This window comes from Agrobacterium sp. CMT1, from assembly GCF_037203725.1.
In the GTDB taxonomy this organism is placed as follows: domain Bacteria; phylum Pseudomonadota; class Alphaproteobacteria; order Rhizobiales; family Rhizobiaceae; genus Agrobacterium; species Agrobacterium pusense.
Window position 1 is genome coordinate 16917 of the sequence record NZ_JBBCAR010000003.1, and the last position, 18671, is coordinate 35587.

Annotated in this window: 13 protein-coding genes; 6 read left to right on the forward strand and 7 right to left on the reverse strand. The window is 57.9% G+C overall.

Annotated features, from left to right (window positions below):
* Nucleotides 1-144: 144 nt before the first annotated feature.
* Nucleotides 145-2181 (reverse strand): NADH:flavin oxidoreductase, encoded by a 2037-nt coding sequence (locus tag WA845_RS05110; RefSeq protein WP_309777909.1) that lies wholly within the window; start codon nucleotides 2179-2181, stop codon nucleotides 145-147.
* A gap of 142 nt (nucleotides 2182-2323) precedes the next feature.
* Here WA845_RS05110 and WA845_RS05115 point away from each other — a divergent pair, with 142 nt between their 5' ends.
* From WA845_RS05115 to WA845_RS05130, 4 genes are all read left to right on the forward strand, one after another.
* On the forward strand, nucleotides 2324-2962 hold the full coding sequence (locus tag WA845_RS05115) for a TetR/AcrR family transcriptional regulator (protein WP_006698730.1): 639 nt from the start codon (nucleotides 2324-2326) through the stop codon (nucleotides 2960-2962).
* A gap of 195 nt (nucleotides 2963-3157) precedes the next feature.
* Nucleotides 3158-3832: a response regulator transcription factor gene (locus WA845_RS05120; RefSeq protein WP_022556873.1), complete on the forward strand. Its 675-nt coding sequence runs from the start codon at nucleotides 3158-3160 to the stop codon at nucleotides 3830-3832.
* A 35-nt stretch (nucleotides 3833-3867) separates the two neighbouring features.
* On the forward strand, nucleotides 3868-5286 hold the full coding sequence (locus WA845_RS05125) for a sensor histidine kinase (protein WP_443111964.1): 1419 nt from the start codon (nucleotides 3868-3870) through the stop codon (nucleotides 5284-5286).
* Nucleotides 5287-5515: 229 nt separating this feature from the next.
* Entirely contained in the window at nucleotides 5516-6136 is a 621-nt protein-coding gene (locus tag WA845_RS05130; RefSeq protein ID WP_112556889.1) for an outer membrane protein, read from the forward strand.
* 97 nt (nucleotides 6137-6233) lie between these two features.
* Here WA845_RS05130 and WA845_RS05135 read toward each other — a convergent pair whose 3' ends face one another.
* The 5 genes from WA845_RS05135 to mprF form a co-directional block, all read right to left on the reverse strand.
* Entirely contained in the window at nucleotides 6234-6623 is a 390-nt protein-coding gene (locus WA845_RS05135) for a hypothetical protein (RefSeq protein WP_006697587.1), read from the reverse strand.
* A 288-nt stretch (nucleotides 6624-6911) separates the two neighbouring features.
* Nucleotides 6912-9305, reverse strand: a complete 2394-nt coding sequence (locus tag WA845_RS05140; protein WP_112556895.1) for a DUF1217 domain-containing protein — start codon at nucleotides 9303-9305, stop codon at nucleotides 6912-6914.
* A 330-nt stretch (nucleotides 9306-9635) separates the two neighbouring features.
* Complete coding sequence (locus tag WA845_RS05145) at nucleotides 9636-10967, reverse strand: telomere resolvase (protein WP_004443532.1); 1332 nt, start codon at nucleotides 10965-10967, stop codon at nucleotides 9636-9638.
* A 224-nt stretch (nucleotides 10968-11191) separates the two neighbouring features.
* On the reverse strand, nucleotides 11192-12577 hold the full coding sequence (locus WA845_RS05150; RefSeq protein ID WP_162719304.1) for a virulence factor family protein: 1386 nt from the start codon (nucleotides 12575-12577) through the stop codon (nucleotides 11192-11194).
* Nucleotides 12574-15174 carry a bifunctional lysylphosphatidylglycerol flippase/synthetase MprF gene (gene mprF / locus WA845_RS05155; protein WP_004443529.1) on the reverse strand — a complete coding sequence of 867 codons (2601 nt, stop codon included), beginning with the start codon at nucleotides 15172-15174 and terminating at the stop codon, nucleotides 12574-12576. The genes WA845_RS05150 and mprF overlap by 4 nt, the downstream gene beginning before the upstream one ends.
* 275 nt (nucleotides 15175-15449) lie before the next feature.
* On the opposite strand from mprF, the gene WA845_RS05160 reads away from it, so the two are divergent.
* Entirely contained in the window at nucleotides 15450-15743 is a 294-nt protein-coding gene (locus tag WA845_RS05160) for a hypothetical protein (RefSeq protein WP_004443527.1), read from the forward strand.
* Between the two features lie 58 nt (nucleotides 15744-15801).
* On the opposite strand, the gene WA845_RS05165 is transcribed toward WA845_RS05160, so the two are convergent.
* Complete coding sequence (locus WA845_RS05165; protein WP_004443525.1) at nucleotides 15802-16842, reverse strand: dipeptidase; 1041 nt, start codon at nucleotides 16840-16842, stop codon at nucleotides 15802-15804.
* Nucleotides 16843-17073: 231 nt separating this feature from the next.
* Here WA845_RS05165 and WA845_RS05170 point away from each other — a divergent pair, with 231 nt between their 5' ends.
* Nucleotides 17074-18669, forward strand: coding sequence for an ABC transporter substrate-binding protein (locus WA845_RS05170; RefSeq protein WP_004443523.1), 1596 nt, complete (start codon nucleotides 17074-17076; stop codon nucleotides 18667-18669).
* The last annotated feature ends 2 nt before the right edge of the window (nucleotides 18670-18671 follow it).

Here is an 18671-nt window from a genome sequence, read left to right on the forward strand (position 1 = left end):
GTGGATCTTACTTTGGCCCATTCGAGCTTGTGCCTGTGCGATGATCCGGGCGACAGACGCCATCCTGCCTGACAAGTGAACATCGTCGGCATCGAATGATCCCCTCGATGCGCCCTGGGGCCGGGCCGCAACGCGACCCGCGCCTCAAATGTCCTTTGCGAGGCGCAGGGCGTCGTAGATCGCCGCATGGGTGTTGCGCGCCGCGACGGCATCGCCGATGCGGAACAACCGATATGTGCCTGTCGGATTGCGAGCGACGGTCTGAGCCTCTCCGGCGAGCAGGGCGTCATAGGAAACCTCCCCGAGATTTGTCGAGCCGGGCTTGAGTTCGAAATACAGTTCGTCCAGCGGGACTGTACCGTGATTGACGACGATCTGGTCGACGGTGCGCTGTCTGGAAATGCCGCCATAGTCGCTGCCGACGTGGGCGACGATCTGGTTGCCGCTTCTTTCGGCTGCTTCCAGCCGGTAAGTGACGGTGAATGTGGCGTCGAGCTTTTGCAGCGAGCGCATATAGGGAACGAGATTCATGGCCATGACTTCAGGGGCGAAGGAGCGATCCGGTGTCATGATTTCCACCTTGCCGCCAGCCTTGGCGATGAGCTCGGCCGCCTGAAGGCCGGCATGGTCTCCCGCGTCGTCATAGACGAGAACATTGGCACCCGGCCTGACGTCTCCGGAAATAATATCCCACGCGGAGACGACCAGTTCGTTGCCCTTAGACAGCACCTCGGTATGCGGCAGCCCGCCTGTGGCGATGATCACCACATCGGGTTTTTGCGAGAGAACCGTGTCCGCTTCCGCCCAGCTGTTGAAGTGGAAGACGACGCCGAGCTTTTCGCACTGGCTCATGCGCCAGTCGATGATGCCGGTCATTTCCCGGCGGCGTTCGCTCTGCGCGGTGAGGCGAATCTGCCCGCCCGGATGGCTCGCTGCCTCGAAGACCACGACCGTATGGCCGCGTTCGGCACAGACCCTTGCGGCTTCGAGGCCTCCCGGCCCGGCGCCGACGATAACCACCTTCAGGCTTTTCGCGGCCCTGGTGATGGCGTGCGGCATGGTTTCCTCGCGGCCGGTTGCCGGATTGTGAATGCAGAAGGCAAGGCCGCCCTGATAGATGCGGTCGAGACAGTAATTAGCGCCGACGCAGGGGCGGATATCGTCCTCCCGCTTTTCCATGATCTTGCGCACAATATGCGGATCGGTCATGTGCGCGCGGGTCATGCCGACCATGTCCACCTTGCCGGTGGCGATGGCATGCCGGGCTGTGGCAACGTCCTGAATTTTGGCGGCATGGAAGGTCGGGAAACGTGTCGCTGCACGGATTTCCCCGGCAAAATCGAGGTGCGGCGCACTTGCCATGCCCTGAATCGGGATAACGTCGGTCAGGCCGGGATCGGTGTCGATATGCCCCCTGATGACGTTGAGATAATCGATCAGACCGCTTTCTTTCAGCAGTCTGGAGATTTCGAGGCCTTCTGCTTTTCCGGTGCCACCCTCCAGACATTCATCGGCGGTGTAACGAACACCGAGGATGAAGTCCTCACCCACGCGCCTGCGTATCGCCCGGAAAACGTCGAGGCAGAAACGCATGCGGTTTTCGAGCGAGCCACCATAGGGGCCATCCAGCTCGTTGGTCAGCGGGGAGACGAACTGATCGATGAGATGACCATAGGCCTCCAATTCCACCCCGTCCATGCCGCCAGCCTTCATCCGTTCGGCGGCGTCGGCGAAATCCTTGATCACACGCTCAATATCCCAATCCTCGATTTTTTTCGGAAAGGCGCGATGAGCGGCTTCCCGCTGGTGTGAAGGTGCGAGCACCGGCAGCCAGTCACCCTTGTCCCACCGGGTGCGCCGGCCAAGATGAGTGAGCTGGATCATGATTGCCGACCCCGCCTCGTGGACGGCGTCGGTCATTTCCCTGATCCACGGAACGATTTCATCCTTGTACGCGAGCAAATTGTTGAAGACGGGAGGGCTGTCTTTCGAAACGGCGGCTGAGCCTGCGGTCATAGTCAACGCCACGCCGCCTTTCGCACGCTCAACGGTATAGGCGCGATAACGCCCTTTCGGCATGCCGTCTTCCGGATAAGCGGGCTCATGCGACGTCACGATGATACGGTTGCGCAGCGTCAGGTGCTTCAGCTGATAGGGTTGAAGAAGGGGATCGTTCGACATGGGCCTGCTCCAAGGGGGTTATGGTGCGAGGCTAAGAGAAAATGTACATATGTGTCAATTAACAAAACACCAGTGTCTATAAGTTAGACAAGAGTGTACGCCTCGCCTTGTCGCGCAGGGACTGATTTGGTACTCAACTGTCATGGACGCGACATTAAACGAAACCGGTTGGCGTGGATCGCAGGAGGGTTGGCTTGAGGCCGCCTACGAGTCCCTGCTGGAATCGGGGGTGGATTCCGTCAAGATTTTGCCGTTGGCGAAGAAGCTCAATCTCTCGCGCACCAGCTTTTACTGGTTCTTCAAGGATCGGGAGGAGTTGCTGGCGGCGCTTTTGTCCCGCTGGCGCGACAAGAATACGGGAAGCATCCTCAGGCAATCGGAGGCCTACGCGGAAACCTTGGCCGAGGCGATGCTGAACGTCTTCGATTGCTGGCTGGATCCCTCGCTTTTTGACAGCAAATTCGAATTCGCGGTGCGCAGCTGGGCGCTGCAGTCCGATGATATCCTTGCCGAGGTTCGCAAGGCGGATGCTGTGAGAATGGAGGCGCTTTCGCGCATGTTCGTCCGTTTCGGCCATCCCGAAAATACTGCGGATGTGCGCGCCCGCACCACTTATCTCGTGCAGATCGGCTACATTTCCATGCAGGCCGAGGAAGATGTGGCAGTGCGGATGAAGAGAATTGCGGATTATATCGCCATCTATACCGGCGAGGTGCCGCAACAACGGGAGCTTGATCGATTTTATGCGAGGCACGGATACAGGCCAGGCCCCGGGGCCTGACGCCCGCATGCCGATCTCGACAGGCGCGGACAACCCTCGGGACAGCGATAAGTGGCGCGGCCAACGCCTTCGATGCCAGTCGGATTACGCCGTTTGGGATGGTACAAGAAGAAGGGGCGGCCGGGCTGCAACCTATCTGCAATATTCACCAATCAGTGGTGGGGATGGCAAGAGCTCATCTTTGGGGGAAAGTCATTGCGAATCCTGCTTCTCGAGGACGAACCCGAAATGGCGCGGGCGCTGCTCGAAGCCTTGCGCCGGCGCGATGTGCTTGCCGATCATGTCAGTACCATCAGCGATGCCGATGTCCTTGCGCGTGACGGCTCCTACGATGTGCTTGTCCTGGATCGCCGCCTGCCCGATGGTGAGGGGCTGAACCTTGTATCGGCGCTTCGCCGCAGCAAACATTCCGTACCGATCCTTGTCCTGACGGCGCTTGGAAGTGTCGATCACCGCGTTGACGGGCTGGATGCCGGCGCGGATGACTATCTCGCCAAGCCTTTTGCGATAGAGGAACTGCTCGCCCGCCTCAGGGCCCTTCACAGGCGCGGCCCTTCCATTTCCGACAGATATGCGATTTTCGGAAATTTGAGCATTGATCAAAGAAGCAATGAAGTCAGCGTTGCCGGCTCCATCCTCGAGTTGCGGCGTCGGGAATATCTGGCGCTCGAAGCCCTGATGCGGCGCCCGAACCGTATCGTGACGCGGTCCAACCTGATCGAGGCGGTTTATACGCTCGACGACGAGATCGAGTCCAATGCGCTCGATGCCCACATCTCCCGTATCAGAAAGAAGCTGGCGCAGGCGGGAGCCACGGTGGAGATTAGAGCCGTGCGCAATATCGGTTATCTCATTCGGGCAAAGTCATGAGTTCGCAGCACAACCAATCCCTGCGATGGGGGCTGATGAAGCGCCGTCTCGTCCTGCAGGCTTTCTTGCTCGTTCTCTTCGTCGTTCTTCTCGTTGGCTGGATCTGGATCATCGATCCAAGGCTGGAAGGCGCCAATGAAGAGGCTGTGCGCATCATTGCGGAAAGCGTGACAAAGGATGGGCAGGGACGGACACAGGTGTCGGCTACACCCGATCTGGAGGCGCTGAAACAGCGCTATCGCAATCTCTGGTTCATGGTGCGGGACGCGGAAGGAATCGACCTTCGATATGGAGATATCCCCACTTCCGTCGTGACGGGGACATTTCCTTTGGGCATCGAAAGGGCGCGTCTGGAGGCTGGGGAAACAGTCCGGGCCACGATGGAGAACCGCGATACGCCCGCCGGACGGCTGCAGTTCATTGCCGGGACGGAAAAAGGTCTCGCGAATGATGGCGTGAATATCTGGATCAACATACAGCTGGATCTGGAAAAGGATGCGGATGGTGCCATTCGTTGGTTGACCGTGCTGCCGGGAATTGGGTTCATCATTCTTGTGGCCGTGGTGCCCATGTTGCTGCTGACGGGTATTGCGACATTGCTGGTGACCCCACGTGCGGTCCGCCGTTCACTGAGTGGCCTCATGGAAACGGTCACCCAAGCGCAGTCGATCAATTTCGAGAACCGGTCCGCCCGTATCGCTCGCTCGAAGGTGCCGAGTGAAATCATTCCGCTGGTGGATGCCTTCAATGTTGCCCTCTCGAAACTGGACGAGGGCTATAATCGCCGCAACCGCTTCCTGGCCGACGCCGCCCATGAACTGAGGACGCCGATTGCGATCGTGCGCGTCCGCGCCGATCTTCTTCCCGATGACGCGCTGAGCCGGCAGCTGCGGACGGATATCGACCGGCTTACCCGCGTCGCACACCAGCTTCTCGAAATGCAGGCGGTGGGCGCGGTAGACCTGCCTGCGGAAGAGCAGGATTTGAATGTTCTCGTCGAACGCATCGCGACCGATCTTGCCCCGATTGCGATGGATGCCGGTTACGAGTTCGATTTCGAGCCGGGCGAAAAAGAAGCCCTGCTGACGGTCCAGACGTCGATCATTGAGATGGCGGTCGTCAACCTCATCCGCAATGCCATCGATCACGGCGGCGGCAGGGGCGCCATTGTCGTCCGGGTGGGTGCAGCAGGAACCATAGATGTCTGCGATGAAGGTCCAGGCATACCCGTTGACGAACGCGAGCAGGTGTTCGAACCGTTCCATCGCATCAACACCAGCTCCTCCGGTGCCGGCCTTGGCCTCAATCTCGTGCAGAAAGCAGCTGAGCTGCATGGGGGCAGAGTGCTGTTCCTCGACCTTGATCCCGGCTTCTGCGTTCGGCTGGAGATCGGCTCCGTCACGCAGGGAGCGGTGCGGGGCCATGAATCGCTTCCGGGAAGTCCGGACTCCTGAAGTTCTTAAAATAAGATTAAAGAAATAAGTATAAACACCTGAAAAATAACAATTATGTTTAAATAAAATGGGCGCGTGTAATCCAGGCGCAATTCTCGCGCGGAAAATGCCCGTATCTGCTGCGCTCATTCGCACAGGAGACCATGGGAGCCGGTTTCCGGTTCTTCAACGCGAACGGAAATCCTGGCGCCTCAGATTGAGACGCCCCTGGTTTCGTCTGGAGTCATTCATGTCGTTCATTGCAAAATCGCTTGTTGCCATCAGTATTATGGCGGCACCGAGCGCCTATTCCGCTGATCTTGCCAACTACAATGCGCAGCAATTCGATTATACCAGTCCGCCAGCCTTTTCCTGGAATGGGGCTTATATCGGCGCACATGGCGGCGTCGCCTCACCAAAAGTCAATCCTCTGGCCAGTGGCCGTGGTCTGACGGGTGGCGTACAGGCCGGTTACAATTTCCAGTTCGGCTCCGGTGTCGTCGGGGCGGAGCTGGAGGGCTCGTATCTCGGCAACGAGGCGCGGGTGCCGAATGGCCGCCTGAGAGAGCGTTTTCGTGGCGCCGCCAAGCTGAAGGCCGGTGTGGCGCTTGATCGTACCCTTCTTTACGGCACCGCAGGTCTGACCACGACGAAATTCAAGGATGGAAACGGCGTTACCGGACCGGACGACTGGAAGCGGGGCTATCTCGTGGGAGCGGGTGTCGAACAGAGTTTCGGCGGCGGCCTGTCGGCCAAGTTTGAATATAACTACGTGAACACGGGAAATGTATCGACGACGGCCTCCAGCGGCAGATCGAAGACGGATGTCAGCGATCACGTCGTCAAGGCGGGCCTGAACTATCGTTTCTGATCCGCTGACATGTGCCACAGAAACATAAGACCGCCGCTTTCGGGTCGAAGCGGCGGTAAGGGGAAATGGCTCGAACGGCGAGGGGGCCGTAAGAGGTTCATTCGCATTCGAGTGAGGGTTGCCGGAAGCTCGTTACATACCAGTCGTTACCGGAACTGCGGGTGTAGAAAGTGTAGTAGCAATCGATGCGCTCGACATAACCAGGCGTTTCGGACACGTCGTAACGCTCGCCATGCCGCGTCGAGCGGACCTCGCCGCTTGATGATCCGGCCACAACCTGCGTCTTGTTCTTGCGCCACTGATAGGCCTGCTGGCCGGGGCCGAGGCTATAGACATTGTCAGGCGGCCCATAGTCCAGCATCACGCTGGTAATGGGTGCGCCGACATAAGTTTTCATCACGGTTGATGCGCAGGCTGTGAGCAAGAGCGATGTGGCGGCGATGAGGGTGATTGCTGGCGGGACTGCAAGTGATGACCTGTCGGACATGGGAATTCCTTTCAGCTGCGGTAAATTTCAGCAGGGATAGGAACAGGTCATTGCAGGTACATTACACTAGCAGACGGCGCGATGGACGGTCGTCTCGACGGGCCCGTGCTTCAGCGGGGCGCACCTGAACGGAATTTCGGCTTTGGTGCGCTGACAGGCTGTTGTTGACTGTGATGATACTGCTCTACAGCACCAGGGCTACGGGCGGGATTGACCGCCCTGACACTGGCCACCGGAGCCAGTATCAGCTTCCATCCGAGAGCCAGCCAGCCTTTTCAGGCAGACGAGTTAGCGGCTGCGGGCGTTCCGAAGCTGGGCGAGGGTTGCCAGCGTATTGCCGCTGATGGACATTTTGCCATTGCCGAACAAGTCGAGACGGGGATCGGAAGGCGAATTGTTCATTTCATACCTCAGCAAAAAGCGGTCAATCAGCTTGTCGACCTTGCCGGCTTCCTGCAGGTCCCTCATCTTCAGTTTCTTTTCGATCATCTTTGCCTGCATCTCGACCTTGGAATTTGTGGTTTCCGCGGGAATTCCAAGGGCGGTGCGGGTGAATTCCGAAAGCGCATTGTCAGCCAGTATGTCGTAGGCATTGGAAATGCCGCCGGCCATCCGCTTGAAATAGAGAGCAAGACGAACACCGGCGTTTTCTTCTCCCGCCCTTTCCTCCAGCGTCTGCCGAACGTATTTGTCACGCGTTTCCATCAGGCCGCGGTTGTTCTGGACATGCTGGCTGGCTGTCGCGCGAATATTCCCCTTGGTGTCGAAGTTGAAGGAACCGGCAAGCGCGCGAAAGCGGGGATCCTTTTCGGTGTTGGCGAAGCTTTTCGGGTCTTTGAGGTCGGATTTGAAGATCTTTTTCAGATAATCGGTGCTGACCGATTTGGGGTCGATGCGTTCGGCAACAAGCATGAAATCCACCAGACGGCGATCGGCAAGCAACTGATCAACGGTTTCCAACGTCTCCATCTGCTGGCGGTAATAGGCGGCCTCCGTCTTTGCCTTTTCCTTTATCTTGTCTTTGCTGTTTTTCTGGCGATAGGCGGCGAGTTCCTCATCCTGCTTGCCTGTCGTCTCCCTGCTCTTCGAGGCCGTGTTCCATCGGGTCATTTCGAGAACGTAGTTCCGGGAGATGCGGGTAATCTCGTTTTCGGCCTGGGCCAGCCGTGGCGAGCCGATCCTGCCTTCGGCATCGAAATTATAGGCTTTCGCCAGCCGAACGAACCTTTCGTCTTTGAGGCTGCGGACATAACTTTTCGGGTCCGACAGGTCACTGGTGAAGACCTTCTTCAACTTGAACGTGGAAACCTCTTCGGGGCTGATGTTGAATGCCTTCAGCGCGAAGTTGCGAATGGTAACGGCTGCCGGTGCAGCGGAGAGGAAGTCCTCCAGGTTTTTCGTCAGGCCGATATAGCGTCTGTAGTCCTTGATCGTCTTTTGGTCAGCCGCCTCCTGTGCGTCGTCGTAGCGGCTAAAATAAAGTGTCATCATCGTACTGAGCTGGGCGGCGGTCTGGATCGTCTTTCCGGCAGCGATCTTGCCTTCCCCGTCGAAATTGAACGCTCTCGCAAGATCGATGAAGCCTTTGTCCTTTTCGGCGTGAAGCGCGCTTTGCGGATCGTCGGGATTTTCGCGAAGCGCCCACTGGATTTTCCTGTCGGTATCGGTGTCGTCCCTGAGGTTGAAGGCGACGATCAACATCGTTCTAAGACGGGAATTGGATATGAGTTGTTGGGCATCGGTAATCTCGTTCATCTTTTGCGCGAAGAAGTCGCGATTGAGAACTGCGCCGGTCTGCGTCAGGCGAGGATACGATAAAACATAGGTTTCGTTGATCAGCCGCTTCTGGGTTGCCGTCTGCGCTTTCGTGCCGTCAGCCACGAAACCGTCATCGCGGAAATTAAACGCTGCCGCCATTTCGAAGAGCTTGTGTGCATTGGCGATGCGCTTGTTGTACTGGCCGAGCAGATAATCGATTTTGGCCAGCGACGCCTTATCGGCGGAGGGAACTTTTGCGCGTTCGATGCGCAGATCGGCGGTCTTTGCCTGCCATTCCTCGACCAGAGGTTTGTAGGTTCTGTTGACATAACTGTCGGCGCTGCTGATATCGCTGGTCAAAACATCCCGCAGATGTTTGTAGTTGAAGGCTTCGGCGTCGATGCCGAAGGATTTGAAAACATAGTCCCGCAACCGCGTGTTTTTGAAGATGTCATCCACATGGCCGACCGTGTCGATGACGATGTTGTAATACCGCGTTTCCTCCTTCAGTTCGTCGTCTCGTTGTTTGTGTGCATCGTGATAGGCGGCAACCAGCCGGTCCTGCTGGGTTTGCGTTTGAACCGTTTTTTCCGATTTGATAGTGCCGAAATCAAACGCCGCCGCAAAGTCGCGGTAGCGGGTGTCCTTCAGCTTGTTGGCGAAACTGTTCGGGTCGTTGAGATTGCTTTCCAGTACCTTCTTCATGAAGGCGGCGGCGTAGGTCATCTCGCCGAGGCCATGGGCCTTCATGGCGTAGGAATATAGCCTGTGGTCCTTCAGAAACTCATCGAGATTTTTGATCTTGCCAATATTGTCGGCGTAGTATTTGGCGTCGCGCGATACGATCGGATCGTTTGCGACGCGTTTCAGTGACGATGCCAGGTCGCGATTATAGAGGGTGTAAGTTGTATATGCGGGCAGCACCCCAAGCCTCCGGACAATATTCATTCGTGAAAACTGTCAATATTGTCTCGGATATAACTTGCATGTGGCTGTATTATTTAATTTATACTTCATATAATTCGTTAGTGTTTAATTTATAAAATATTGATTCATTTAATTATTTTGTTCGCAGCGGTGTCGGTACAATACATCGTGGCTGGAAGTGGCAGAAAAATCGGCGGTTTATCCAAAGCAGGGGAACGGGAGCGCGCGCCCGGATCGGGGCGCAACGGCATGTCGAATCTCCGCGGGGACAGTCCTGCGCGTTGGGTTATCCATCGCGTGCTTGGCCGCAAGGCAGGAGCGGCTGCGCTATGGATTGCTGCGGGAAACCGGTGCAATGGCGGCCATTTGCTGCAATGCCCGCTCGTTCGTGCGCTTTGCCCGTGCAAGCGCATCGTCTCGATCCTCCGGCAGCGTGTAGGTCATATAGGAGAGGGAGGTTTCGAGATCGTTGTTGTTATGCCCGAGAATGGCGGCGAAATAGCTGTTCTTGGTCACGTGGGGAGGTGCGAAATTATGATAGGCCACCTCCGCATAGAGATGCCGAAGACCATAGGGCTTGGGAAGCTCCTCCTTAGGCCAGAGATCTTCGAACAGGTTAAAAACCGTGTCCCTGAGCAGCAGGCGCGTCTCCGATGAAAAATCATCGATCGACATGCCATGCCACAATTTTCCCTGCCCGCTTTCGCGCAGGCGCTTGTAGGCGGCAAGAATGGTTTCCGAGCGGGCAAGCACCGGGATCTCATAGGTCACACCGTATTTCGTTCCCTCGCCCTGTTTTGTCTTGGCCTGGCCGTTGAACAGGACGCTCCATTTGGAAATGCCCTTGCCATAGGGAGCAGGCGAAAATTCCGCCTGGGTAAAGACTTCGTAGGGTCGGCGTCCGGTCATGCCGATCAGGCCGATGCCGATCATCAGGGGATCGGCTGACAGGAGTTTGTCGGCACAGATCTTCAGAACCTGGCGGTAATTCTCGAAGGTGATCAGCGCGCCGTGCTTTCTGGCGATCTTCTCCATCTTCACCCGTCGCGCATCGTCATACATCGCAGCGTCGCCGGTGGCGATTTTCAGCATCGGGTGATCGTCGCCAAACGCCTCGCGGATGGCGTTGCGATATTTGGTGATGTAGGAGATGATCGTTGTCTGGGCTCTGCCCTTCATGGTGCTGATTTCAGCATTCCACAGGGTCTGCATCTCTTCTTTCGTGCCCATGCCGTTCATCGCAGAAATGAAATCCGCGATGCGTAGAAGAACGGTGGGTTTGCGGCCGGCTGTATTAAATTCCGCGCGTTCGATTTTCTCGACGATCGAGGTTGCTACGCCCGTTTTCGGATAGTCGGCACGTTCGATGTAGGTTTTCAGCCGCTCGCGCAGTTTTTTCATGTTGCAAATGGCAAGCGGCGTGCTCTTGGGACCGAATTCGGCCTTCAAGGCGTTACGGTACTTCATGATGTAAAGTTCGAGAGTCTTTTCGGTACGCCCATTGTCGAAATGGTAGCGGACCTCGGCGTCCCACAGATCGCGGATCTTTCTGTTGCGCGAGGCGTCGTCGTTTTTCATCGCCTCTTTGACTTGTGCGACAAAGTGGTCGATGCGTTCCACCAGGACCGGCGTTTTTGTTTTTCGTTTTGAGGAAAGCATGCGGCGGCTCCCTGAACCGGTCCGGATATATAAATCGATGGTTCGCGATCAACAGCAGCAGGGTTGCAGAAATAGATCAACACCCACTGCAGTCCGGTTCTTTTGAATAATAGTTTAGGCGATTCCGCAAGCGCGATGCGGAAAAGCGTCGGCGGCCCATTCGCCGCCAAGGATTGTCGAGGGCTCCTGTCGTAGCCCGGGTCAAGGTGGTGAGTGAGACGCCGTTATTTCGGTAGCCGGGTCTTCAGCGATGTCACGATACGCTTGGCCAACCCCTCATAATCCTCGTCAAAGTGGTGGCCGCCCTCGATGCCGACCGCCTCCACGCCCTTGGCTTTCAGGCCGGGGCAGGGGTCTTCTTCTTCTTCTTCCGTGCCATATATGCATTGCACCAGCTTCGGATCGATCTTGGCGATGTCATCCACCGTTTTGCCGCCCTTGCCTTCGCCGGCCACGCCAAGCCAGCCTTCGACGGAAATTTCGAAATCCACCTCGGTGGAAAGACCCATCAGGGTCAGCTGCACGACATGCGATTTGTCGCGGTCGGGCAGCAGATTATAGGTGGCGGGGATAATATCGGCACCGAAGGAATAGCCGATCAACACCACATTGCGGACTTTCCATTCCTTGCGATAGGTATCGATGATGCGGCCGAGATCGCTTGCGACCTCCTGTGGTTTCTTTTCCTTCCAGAAATAGCGGAGTGAATCGACGCCGATGACGGGTATGCCTTCCTTCTGGAAGGCGCCGCCCACTTCTTCGTCAAGATCGCGCCAGCCGCCGTCGCCGGAATAGATCACCGCCATGGTGTCCATGACAGGGCTGGTTTCCAGAACCTTGATCGGCAGGCCGAGCGGACTGTCGGTGTCGCCTGCGGCGTCGACCTGGTCGGAGAGGGTCTGGGTCAGAACCTCGTCCGCCTTGTCATCCACATCCGTCACGTCGATATCGGGATGCAGCTTGACAAGCGCGTTGACGTGGTCGCGGCCCTTCTGATCCGCAGCAGAGGTGAACAGCACGCTGACGGGGGCAGGAAGGGGACCGTCGGTCAGACCATAAACGGTTTCGCCATCCACTTTATCCTTGGTGGCGGGGGTACAGAGGATCTTCTCGAGAGGCAGGCCGGCCTTGGGGTCGACGGCGATGGCCTCCCGCACGGTGGAGACAGGGCTCTGCGCAATCATCGCCAGCGCCAGCGTTCCGCCCTTGCCGATGCCGGAAAGGATGGGCTGGCGATAGCTGCTGGTGCCGGCGGTGCGCTGGATCTGCTGCGAGAGTGACTCGATGTCCGAGATCATATAGATGCACTCGTCATCGTCGGCCTCGAGCGCCTTCAGATATTCCTTGAAGTCGATGCCGACCACGGCGGCGCCCTTTTCTACCAGCGCCTTGGCACGGGTCTCATCGGCCGCCGACCATCCGTCCGCATCGGAAATCAGGAAGACGCTGGCGAGGATGTCGCCATCAGGCACCATGATGTGCCCGGCGGGGATCATGCCGGTTTCGTATGCGGGCTTGTCCTCAGCAAAAACGGCGCTAGAAACGAACAAGGGGGATGCAAACAGGGCGGAGGCGGCCAGAACTGCTTTGAGCATGCTGAATCTTCTCATTTTCCGATCACTCCTCTGACACCGCCGCTGATCAGAACCGTCGCATCCATCAGCGCCAGAGCGGCATCTGCACCGTTCTGTACGGCGAGGTAACGCGGTTCCCATTTCGGGTGGAACTTGGCCTTGAAGGCGCGAAGCCCCTTGAAGTTGTAGAATCGTTCACCGTGTTCGAACAATGTGCTGCCGATCCGGTCCCAGACGGGCGCCGCGTCGCGTTTAGACATGCCGGACATGGGCGCCATGCCGAGATTGAAGCTCTCGTAACCGGCCTCGCGCAGATATTGCATGATGCTGACGAAGAGAAAGTCCATCGAGCCGCGCGGCGCATCCGGGGAAAAGCGCATGAGATCGACGGTGGCTTCCTTTTTCGTATCCGTCACCATCAGATTGGCGAAGGCGGTGATCTTTCCATCCTTGCGCAGCACGGCAACGGGTTGCGACAGAATGTAGTCCGGCTCGAAAGCACCGAGCGAAAAGCGTTTTTCGCGGGTGTTATGGTGGGCGAGCCAGCCGTCGGAAACCTGTTTCAGCTCTTCCAGAACATCCTGCACCTGGGTCTTTTCGATGACCTCGAAGGTCAGCCCGTCGCGCGCGCCGCGGCTCAGCGACTGGCGAAGATTGGCAAGCTTGCCACCTTTGAGTTCGAATGCGGTGAGATCGACCAGGGCCAGTTCGCCCAGCTTGAAGGCGCGCAGACCCGCGTCGGCGCAATGGGACAGCAGGAAGGGCGAAATCTGATAGAAGGCGGCACGTGCGCCAGCCGCACGGGCTCCTTCGACGAATTGCCACACGAGATCAGGGAAATCATCTTCATCGCCGACCGGATCGGCAAACGCGATCCATGAGCGGCCTTGAATGCCGTACATGATGAAGGCATTGCCGCTTTCGGAAAACATCACGTGCTTGTCGCCCATGCGCACCAGATTGGCATCGGCCGCATCCTGCTTCATGACAATGTCTGTAGCACTTGCGATATCTTCGGCCTTGATGGCATCCGGGCGGAAGGCCACCGGCCTCATGAGGCTGAAGATGGCGATGGTGGAGGAGGCAAGCACGAGGCCTAAAAGGGCGCGCAGTCCGCGTGGCGCTTCCTCGGAGAATTCGAACTGCCACCAGAGCGTATGGCTGTAATCGGTATCGCGATAGACGAAGAGAAGGATGGTGGCCGCGCCGGCGACGATGACGGCCATGGCCGCGAGCCAGCTTGGCCCGAGCGCCTGTTTGACCAGAGAGGCGTGACGGTTGAAGCTGCGCATGTTGGCGGCGAGCGCGACGATGAACAAGCCGAGAAAGATCGCTTCGAAAACCGCGATCGCCTTGAGAAGCGAGAGAATGAGCGCCAGAGATGCCGCGACGAGGGCGATCCACCATGCGCCATCCAGTCTCTGCCCCAAGCCACGGGAGGCGACGACGAGGCCAAGGCCGAGAATGCTGGTCAGAAAGTGAGCGGCCTCGATGATAGGCAACGGGACGAAGTTCGAGAGGAAATCCAGGTTGCTGCCCGGCGTCGGTGTCACGCTCGAGAAAATCAGCATGGTCCCGAGAATGATCGCGAATGTGGACAGCAGCGGTGGCGCCAGCCGCACGGCAAGCTGGCTGATATCGGATACAACGGGCTTTGCCGCAAACTGCTTCATTTCCGAAACGATCATCACCAGAATGGCGACCACCAGCGGCAGCACGTGGTAAATGACGCGATAGAGAACGAGGCTTCCGAGCAACTGATCAACGCTGATCGCATTGCCGAGACCGGCGACCATCACGGTTTCGAAGACCCCGAGGCCGGCGGGCACGTGGCTGAGAACGCCAAGCCCCACGGCCGTGGCATAGATCGCGAAGAAGGTCGGCCAGCCGAGATGCGTTTCCGGCAAGAGCACGTAAAGAACGGAAGCCGAGGCGGCGATGTCGAATGCAGACACCAGGAACTGCCGCGAAGACGTACGGCTGTCTGGAAGGCGCAGCCGCCATTTGCCGAGGCGTATCGCTCTGCCATTGCGCCCGATATAGGCCGTGGCCACGAGAATGGCGATGACGGCGAGCGCCGCGCCTCTCAGCACGAGCGGGTCGAAACCGATGATTGCGGCGATGCGGGGCGCGACGATGAAGGTTGAAAGCGCGCTCACCGACAAAAGCCCAAGGCCGAACGACAGCGTGACGAAGGCGATGACCCGTGCGATGTCTCCCGGGGAAAGCCCCAGCCGGGAATAGGCGCGGAAGCGGATGGCGCCGCCGCTCAGCGGCCCGAAGCCAGCGGTGTTGCCGATGGCATAGGCCGCGAAGGCCGTGACCGCCATTGACGGAAACCGCACTTTCTTGCCGACATATTCGATGGCATTGGCATCATAAAAAATCAGTGACAGGAAGCTCAGCGCGGTAAAGACGATAGCAAGAAGAACCGAGGAAAAGGACGTGTCGAGAAGGGCCGCAATCACATCGTCGTATCTTACTTCCGAGGTGAGACGATAAATTGCAAACGTCATCATCACGAAGATGAGCGTTATGGCCGCGGCCGTCAGGTAGGCGCGGTTCCTGGCAAAAAAGCTTTCAACCGCGGAGTCGGCAATATCGGTCTCTGTAATTTCGCTCTTGTCTGCCATTTATCTTTTCCAGCGCCGTCCCGTCGGTTGGCGAACCACAGGATTGTGTCGCTAATTCGTTTCAGTTGCGGAAATTTGCTTAGCAGAAATGCGTGACGTGTCGATGTGAAGTTTGGACAGGTTTCCGGATGATTTGCCAATTATATTCCGATGAATGCAACCACGAAATGTGCGATTTCCGAGTTTGATGAAAACGCGATGAAATTAATCGCGCCGGTTGCTTGGTGGCGGCATTTGATGCAACTACACGCTCCTTTGGATTGAAGGAGATACCAATGAACACGCCCACAAGAATAGTCGTTTCACTCGTCGTCGCGCTCGTGGCGGGCGCCGGATATATGGCGGTGGACAAGATGCGCGGTGCCGAATGGGTCGTTTCGCCGCAGCAGATTGCCGAGGCTAAGGCAAAGGGCCAGATGGGTTACGAATCGCAGCCGGGAACCGTAACCGTGCTGCCGATCCGCAGCGAGACGGCGGACGTGCTGCCGATGAAATGGGCCATGATCGGGCTGGTGGCCGGGCTTCTGACCTTCCGTGCGACCGGCAGGAAAAAAGCGGCAAAGGCCTGAAGGCCCGCCGCTTTCTGTCTCCGGCGCTTTGCGCCGGGGATGAAACTTTATTTTTGGCTCACGCGCCCCAGGTCTTTTCCAGCACCCGAATCCAGTTGCCGTGGCAGATTTTGGCAAGCGCCACGTCGTCATAACCGCTCTTGCGCATCGCTTCGACCAGCAATTGCAGATCGGCCGCATCCTTCATGGCGGCGGGTATGGTGGTGCCGTCGAAATCCGAACCGAGCGCCACGTGATCGATGCCGATGCGGTTCACGATGTAGTCCACATGGCGAACGAGTTCGTTGAGATCGGTATCCGGGTTCTTCACGCCGTCCTGACGCAGGAACAAGACACCAAAGTTGATGCCAGCGAGGCCACCCGTATCGCGGATGGCGTCCAGCTGACGATCCGTCAAGTTGCGGCTGTGGTTACAGATTGCGTAAGCGTTGGAGTGTGATGCCACCAGCGGTGCATCCGATATCCTGGCGATGTCCCAGAAACCCTGTTCGTTCATATGCGACAGGTCGACCAAGATCTTCAGTTCGTTGCAGGTCTTTATCAGCCGCTTGCCGGCATCCGTCAGGCCCGGGCCGATATCCGGTGTTGAGGGGAAACGGAAGGGAACGCCGTAGGCGAAGATGTTCGGGCGGCTCCAGACCGGTCCGAGTGTGCGCAGGCCCGCCTCGTGAAGAACGTGGAGGGCATCGAGATCAGCACCGATCGCTTCTGCGCCTTCGATATGGAAGACGGAGGCGAAGGCGCCCTCGGCCATGGCCTTGCGGATATCGGCGGCCGTGCGGCAGACTTTCAGCGCGCCCTTTGACTGCTTCTCGGCCCGGAACAAAAGGCCCGCCATGGCAAGCGTCGCCTTCAGCGCATCCGCCTCGGTGGGCGTCGGGTAGTCGCCGTTGGCGTCCTTATCCATGCTGGGCGAAGGTACATAGACGGCGCAGAGGCCACCGGCGAGGCCGCCTTTTTTTGCACGAGGCAGATCGATATGGCCAACGGTATCGCCTTCGATCAGAAGCGTTTCGGGAGAAGCGTTGCCCGATCGCCATAACCGCAGAAGCACGTCATTGTGGCCGTCGAAGACGGGTACGGTTTTTTGATCGGTCATGGTCTCACCTTCGGAAATGGGATTGCGCGGACGCGCCTGCTGACGAGTTTTCGGAATTGGTAGAGGAAAGGTCAAGGCGGGAGCAAATGCAATCCGTGCATAGGCTCTGCCAAATTTGGAATTGGTCGGGCCTCGTTTGCTCGTGGTAATCGCGGGAAAACATAAGAAAAACGACTGGATTGGGGCAAACCCACCATTTTCCGAAAAATAAGGTCCGAAAGGGGATTTTCGATGATTTCAAGACGCAACCTGTTGATTGCCGGCGCCGCCGTTCCGTTCCTGTCCTATGCGCGCATCCCGGCCTTTGCCGCCACGCCGAAGGATATTCTGGTCGTCGCGCAGCAGCTGGACAACATGACGAGCCTTGACCCACATGAAGGTTTCGAGGCTGTCGGCGGTGAAATCATCTCCAACATGTATCAGAAGCTGGTGCGCGCCAACCGCGAGGACTCCACCAAGGTCGATCCCGTCATCGCCAAGTCGTGGGAAGCCGATGCGGACAGCAAGGTCTTCACCTTCACCATCGGCGACGACGCGACCTTCTCGAGCGGCGCCAAGGTCACGGCGGAAGACGTTGCCTTCTCGCTGCAGCGCGCCATCAAGATGAACAAGAGCCCGGCCTTCATCATCAGCCAGTTCGGCTTTGCGCCTGACAATGTCGAGACGACCATTGTTGCCGCCGACGAGAAGACGGTGAAGCTGACGACGGCGAGGCCGACCGCCATCTCCTTCCTGCTTTATTGCCTCTCGGCCAATATTGGCGCGATCGTCGAAAAGAAGGTGGTTCTTGCCAATGCTTCCGGTGAAGACCTCGGCAATGGCTGGCTGCAGAAGAACAGCGCCGGTTCCGGCGATTTCGTGCTGCAGGCCTGGAAACCCAGCGAAAGCGTCGCGCTCAACGTCAACCCGAACGGTCCCTACAAGGGCAACATCAAGCGTATCATCCTGCGTCACGTTACCGATCCGTCTTCCCAGCTGCTGATGCTGCAGAAGGGCGATATCGACATTGCCCGTGACCTGACCTCGGAGCAGCTGCGTACCGTCAAGGACGACGCCAACATCGAGCTGGAGCGCAAGTCCATCGCTTCGCTGGTGCTGATCTCGCTCAACCAGGGCAATGAGAACCTTGCGAAGCCGCAGGTCTGGCAGGCGATCAAGTGGGCGCTGGACTACAAGGGCATGCAGGAAAACATCGTGCCGCTGACGCACGAAATCCACCAGAGCTTCGAGCCGAAGGGCTTCCCCGGCGCCGTCAACGACATTCCGTTCCAGCGCGATGTCGAAAAGGCCAAGGCACTGATGGCCGAAGCCGGCCTTGCCGATGGTTTCGAAATCAGCATGGACCATTATTCCGCCCAGCCTTATCCGGATCTGGCGCAGGCCATCCAGGCAAACCTTGCCGATATCGGCATCAAGGTACGCCTGCAATCGGCCGAGAACCGCCAGGTTCTGACCAAGATGCGCGCCCGCGAACACCAGATGGCGCTGTCGGCCTGGGGCACGGATTATTTCGATCCGCATTCCAACGCCGATGTCTTCAACATCAACAAGGACAATGGCGACGACGCCAAGTCGAAGCCCTTCCTGTGGCGTTCGCGCTTCAAGAACGACGACTTTGCCGCCAAGGCGGAAGCCGCGCGTGACGAGAAGGATCCTGCAAAGCGCGTGGAGCTTTATGAAGCCCTGCAGCGCGAGCATATGGAGAACAGCCCCTTCGTGTTCATGTTCCAGACCACCAAGACGGCAGCCTTCCGCAAGGGCGTTTCCGGCTTTGAACTCGGCGTTCTCTCCGAGGGCAATTCCTACCACGATGCGAAGAAAGCGTGACA